Origin of the sequence: Streptomyces sp. ICN903 (assembly GCF_022015835.1) — a bacterium.
GTDB classification, from domain to species: Bacteria; Actinomycetota; Actinomycetes; order Streptomycetales; family Streptomycetaceae; genus Streptomyces; species Streptomyces fenghuangensis.
Window position 1 is genome coordinate 1 of record NZ_JAKMAY010000420.1, and the last position, 3,978, is coordinate 3,978.

The window sequence follows — 3,978 nt, forward strand, 5'->3', positions numbered from 1 at the left end:
GCGGTCCCCGCCCCCGCCGCCTCCGTACGGTCCGCGGCGGGCTCCCGGGTGGAGCTGCGCTCGGTGACCTTCGCCTACGGCCCCGGAGCCCAGCCGGTGCTGCGCGAGGTGGACCTCACCGTCGAACCCGGCGAGCACCTGGTCGTCGTGGGCCCCAGCGGCATCGGCAAGTCCACCCTCGCCGCTGTGGTGGCGGGCCTGCTCGTCCCCGGCCGGGGCGAGGTGCTGGTGGACGGAAACCCGCCCCTCGCCGCCGGGAGGAGCGCCGGCGAGCTGGCGCGGCGGCGTGTGCTGATCCCGCAGCAGGCGTACGTGTTCACCGGCACCCTCCGCGAGAACCTGCTCTACCTGTGCCCGGACGACCGGCCCGGCGACCCGCCGGGGACCGGCCCGGGGGAGAGCGGCCCGGAGGAGAGGGTGGCGGCCTCGGTGGCGGCGGTCGGGCTCGGACCGCTGGCCGCCAGGCTGGGCGGACTGGACGCGGTGGTCGACCCGGCCGCCCTCTCCCAGGGGGAGCGGCAGCTGATCGCGCTGGGCCGGGCCCATCTGTCGCCCGCCCCCCTGGTGCTGCTGGACGAGGCCACCTGCCATCTGGACCCGGAGGCGGAGGCGCGCGCCGAGCGGGCGTTCGCGGACCGGCCCGGCACGCTGGTGGTGATCGCCCACCGGATCAGCTCGGCGCACCGGGCCGACCGGGTGCTGGTGATGGACGGCGCCCGGGCCACCGCCGGAAGCCACCGCGAACTGCTGGAGCGCTCACCGCTGTACCGCGACCTGGTGGGGCGCTGGCACACCGGCCGCGACGGCGGGCCCGCCGCCCGGCCGGGCCGGGCGAGCGCCCCGGCCTGACGGCCGGCCCGGTGCCCTGACCTGATGACCCTGCCGAGCCCGGCCGGGCGCACGCGTGCCCGCGCACATGTGCGCCCGGCCGGACGTCGGTCAGGCCGGGACCTCGTCGCGGTCGGCGCCTACACCCAGCCCGCGCCCTGCGATATCCGTATGGCGTCGACCTTGTTGCGGGCCCCGGTCTTACGGGTGATCGCGGATATGTAGTTGCGTATGGTGCCGTGCGAGAGGTGCAGCCGCCCGGCGATCTCGGAGACCGTCGCGCCCTTGGCGGCCAGCGACAGAACGCTCAGTTCCCTTGCCGTCAGGGGCATGTCCGCGGCACGGAGAAGATCATGGGCGAGGGACTCGTCCACGTATCTCTTTCCCGCGGCGACGTTCCGGATCCCCTCGAGCAACTTCTGCGGGGTGGCGTCCTTGTTGACGAATCCCAGGGCCTGGGCGTCATAGGCGCGGCGCAGCGCGCCGGGCCGTCCGGGAGTGGCCAGAACCAGTAGTCCGCATTTTGCCGAAGTCATATGCCGGCACAGTTCCGCCATGCCGGCCACGTCCGGGGCTCCGGGGCCGTCCATGTCCGCGACGCACACGTCCGCCCGCAGGGCCCGGAGCCGGCCGGGATCGCTGGACCAGGGGATGTCGCGCACCTCCAGGTCGGGTGCATCGTTGAGCAACGCTGCCAGGCCGGACCGCAGCAGGCCGAAATGGTGCACCAGCAATACCTGAATCACGTTCGGCTCCTCCAGTGCCCTGATCGGGGGACGGTTGTCGAACACCCGTCAACAGATACCTACAAATGGCACTGCTTAACGCAGAGTTTCAGCCAGTACCGGTGAGTAGCAGGGGTGTTGGAGGTAACCGGGGGGCGCGCGGATCACCGGCCTCGGTTACCGGCGCACACCACTGTTTGTTTCCGAAGTGATCAATGCGCAAACCGTTTCGATGTCTTCTTGGACCTGTTCGATCGAAACGCGTCCGGAAAGCCATCCGATCAGCGCCGAATGCCAGGTGTGCGCGATGACGCGGACCGCCGAGAGCCGTTTCGGCGTCGGCGCGTCCCGCGCCCCCACGGCGTCCAGGATGATCTCGGTGGTGAGCCGGGAGACCGCGTCGACCTCGGCGCCGGCCGAGCGGTCGGCGAAGGTGAACGCCCGCAGCATGGCCTCCGCCAGGTTCGGCTCCCGCTGGAGCGCGCGGAAGGCGCGCATCAGCGTCACCGCCACCCGGGCGGCGGGCTCCGGCTCCTTCGGAGGGTGCCGGTGCAGCGTCTCGTGCAGACGCTCCAGCTGGTCGTACATGGTGGCGACCAGCAGATGCACCTTGGAGGGGAAGTAGCGGTAGAGCGTGCCCAGCGCGACGTCCGCGGACTCGGCGACCTCGCGCATCTGCACCGCGCCGAAGCCCCCGCGCCGGGCCAGCCCGGTGCTGGCCGCCAGGATGCGGCGGCGGCGCGCCTCCTGGCGCTCGGTGAGCGAGGAGGCGGAGGGGAAGCCGGGGTGTGCCGTCAAGTCTCTCCTGCCGTCTGTCCCGTCGGGCCCGGGCGGCCCCGCCGCGGGCCCGGGCCGCGGGGCCCGGGAGACCGCATCCTCGCAGGGCGCAGCCGTGGCGTGAATCACCCGGACCGGCTCGGTCCGGAACTTCTACCGGCCGGTAATCTTGCGAGCCGGACCCGCACCGCTCCTCGGGCGGACGGGCCGGGGGCGCGGGCCGGGCGTGCCCGGGGCATCATTGAAACTTGTTCCAGAATATCGCCGGCGGTTACGCTCCGGCGGAAAATCGCCGCGAGGACCTTCGAGAAGGGGGCCGTGAGTGACGGCAGAGGCCACCTGGGGCGCCGCGCCCGGACCCCTGGCGGGCGAGGCCGCCGACGGCGGCCGGCCGCTGCGGATCGCGCTGCTCACCTACAAGGGGAACCCGTTCTGCGGCGGCCAGGGCGTCTATGTGCGCCACCTGTCGCGCGAGCTGGCCCGGCTCGGCCACCGCGTCGAGGTGATCGGCGCCCAGCCCTACCCCGTACTGGACCAGGAGGACGGCCTGCCGGGGGAGGTCGCCCTCACCCGCCTGCCCAGCCTCGACCTCTACCGGCAGCCCGACCCCTTCCGCACCCCGAAGCGCGGCGAGTACCGCGACTGGGTCGACGCGCTGGAGGTCGCCACCATGTGGACCGGGGGCTTCCCCGAGCCGCTGACCTTCTCGCTGCGCGCCCGCCGCCACCTGGCCGCCCGGCGCGGCGAGTTCGACGTCGTCCACGACAACCAGACCCTCGGCTACGGCCTGCTCGGCCTGGACCGGATCGGCTTCCCCCTGGTCACCACCGTCCACCACCCCATCACCGTCGACCGCCGCCTGGACCTGGCCGCGGCCGAGGGCTGGAGACGCCGGGCCTCGGTGCGCCGCTGGTACGGCTTCACCCGTATGCAGAAGCGCGTCGCCCGGCGGCTGCCCACCGTACTGACCGTCTCCGGATCCTCCCGCCGGGAGATCACCGAGGACCTGGGAGTGCGCCCCGAGCGCATCCACGTCGTGCCCATCGGCGCCGACACCCGGCTGTTCTCGCCCGATGCGGCCGTCCCCGAGATCCCCGGCCGCATCGTCACCACCTCCAGCGCCGACGTGCCCCTCAAGGGACTGGTCCACCTCATCGAGGCCCTGGCCAAGGTCCGCACCGAGCACGAGAACGCGCACCTCGTCGTCGTCGGCAAGCGCCCGGAGAAGGGCCCGGTGGCCGAGGCGATGGAGCGCTACGGGCTCGGCGGCGCGGTGGAGTTCGTCAAGGGCATCAGCGACCGGGAGCTGGCCGACCTGGTGCGCGGCGCCCAGATCGCCTGCGTGCCCTCCCTCTACGAGGGCTTCTCCCTGCCGGCGGCCGAGGCCATGGCCACCGGCACCCCCCTGGTCGCCACCACCGGCGGAGCCATCCCCGAGGTCGCCGGCCCCGACGGCGAGACCTGCCTGGCGGTGGAGCCCGCCGACGCCGGCGCGCTCGCCGCGGCGCTGGGCAGACTGCTCGGCGACGCGGAACTGCGGGCGCGCCTGGGCGAGGCCGGACGGGAGAGGGTGCTGCGCCGCTTCACCTGGGAACAGGCCGCCCGCGGCACGGTGGAGCACTACCGCGCCGCCGTCGCGGCCCGCAAC

The 3,978-nt window shown here is 73.5% G+C and carries 4 protein-coding genes; 2 read left to right on the forward strand and 2 right to left on the reverse strand.

Annotated features, from left to right (window positions below):
* Positions 1–849 (forward strand): ABC transporter ATP-binding protein (locus tag L7D48_RS26960; protein WP_237883430.1); only part of this gene is annotated, 849 nt, incomplete at its 5' end.
* Positions 850–968: 119 nt separating this feature from the next.
* On the opposite strand, the gene L7D48_RS26965 is transcribed toward L7D48_RS26960, so the two are convergent.
* Both L7D48_RS26965 and L7D48_RS26970 read right to left on the reverse strand, forming a co-directional pair.
* Positions 969–1,574: a response regulator transcription factor gene (locus L7D48_RS26965; protein WP_237883432.1), complete on the reverse strand. Its 606-nt coding sequence runs from the start codon at positions 1,572–1,574 to the stop codon at positions 969–971.
* 156 nt (positions 1,575–1,730) lie between these two features.
* On the reverse strand, positions 1,731–2,351 hold the full coding sequence (locus L7D48_RS26970; protein ID WP_237883434.1) for a TetR family transcriptional regulator: 621 nt from the start codon (positions 2,349–2,351) through the stop codon (positions 1,731–1,733).
* A 301-nt stretch (positions 2,352–2,652) separates the two neighbouring features.
* On the opposite strand from L7D48_RS26970, the gene L7D48_RS26975 reads away from it, so the two are divergent.
* Positions 2,653–3,978, forward strand: a 1,326-nt coding sequence (locus L7D48_RS26975; RefSeq protein WP_237883436.1) for a glycosyltransferase family 4 protein, incomplete at its 3' end; no start/stop codon positions are given.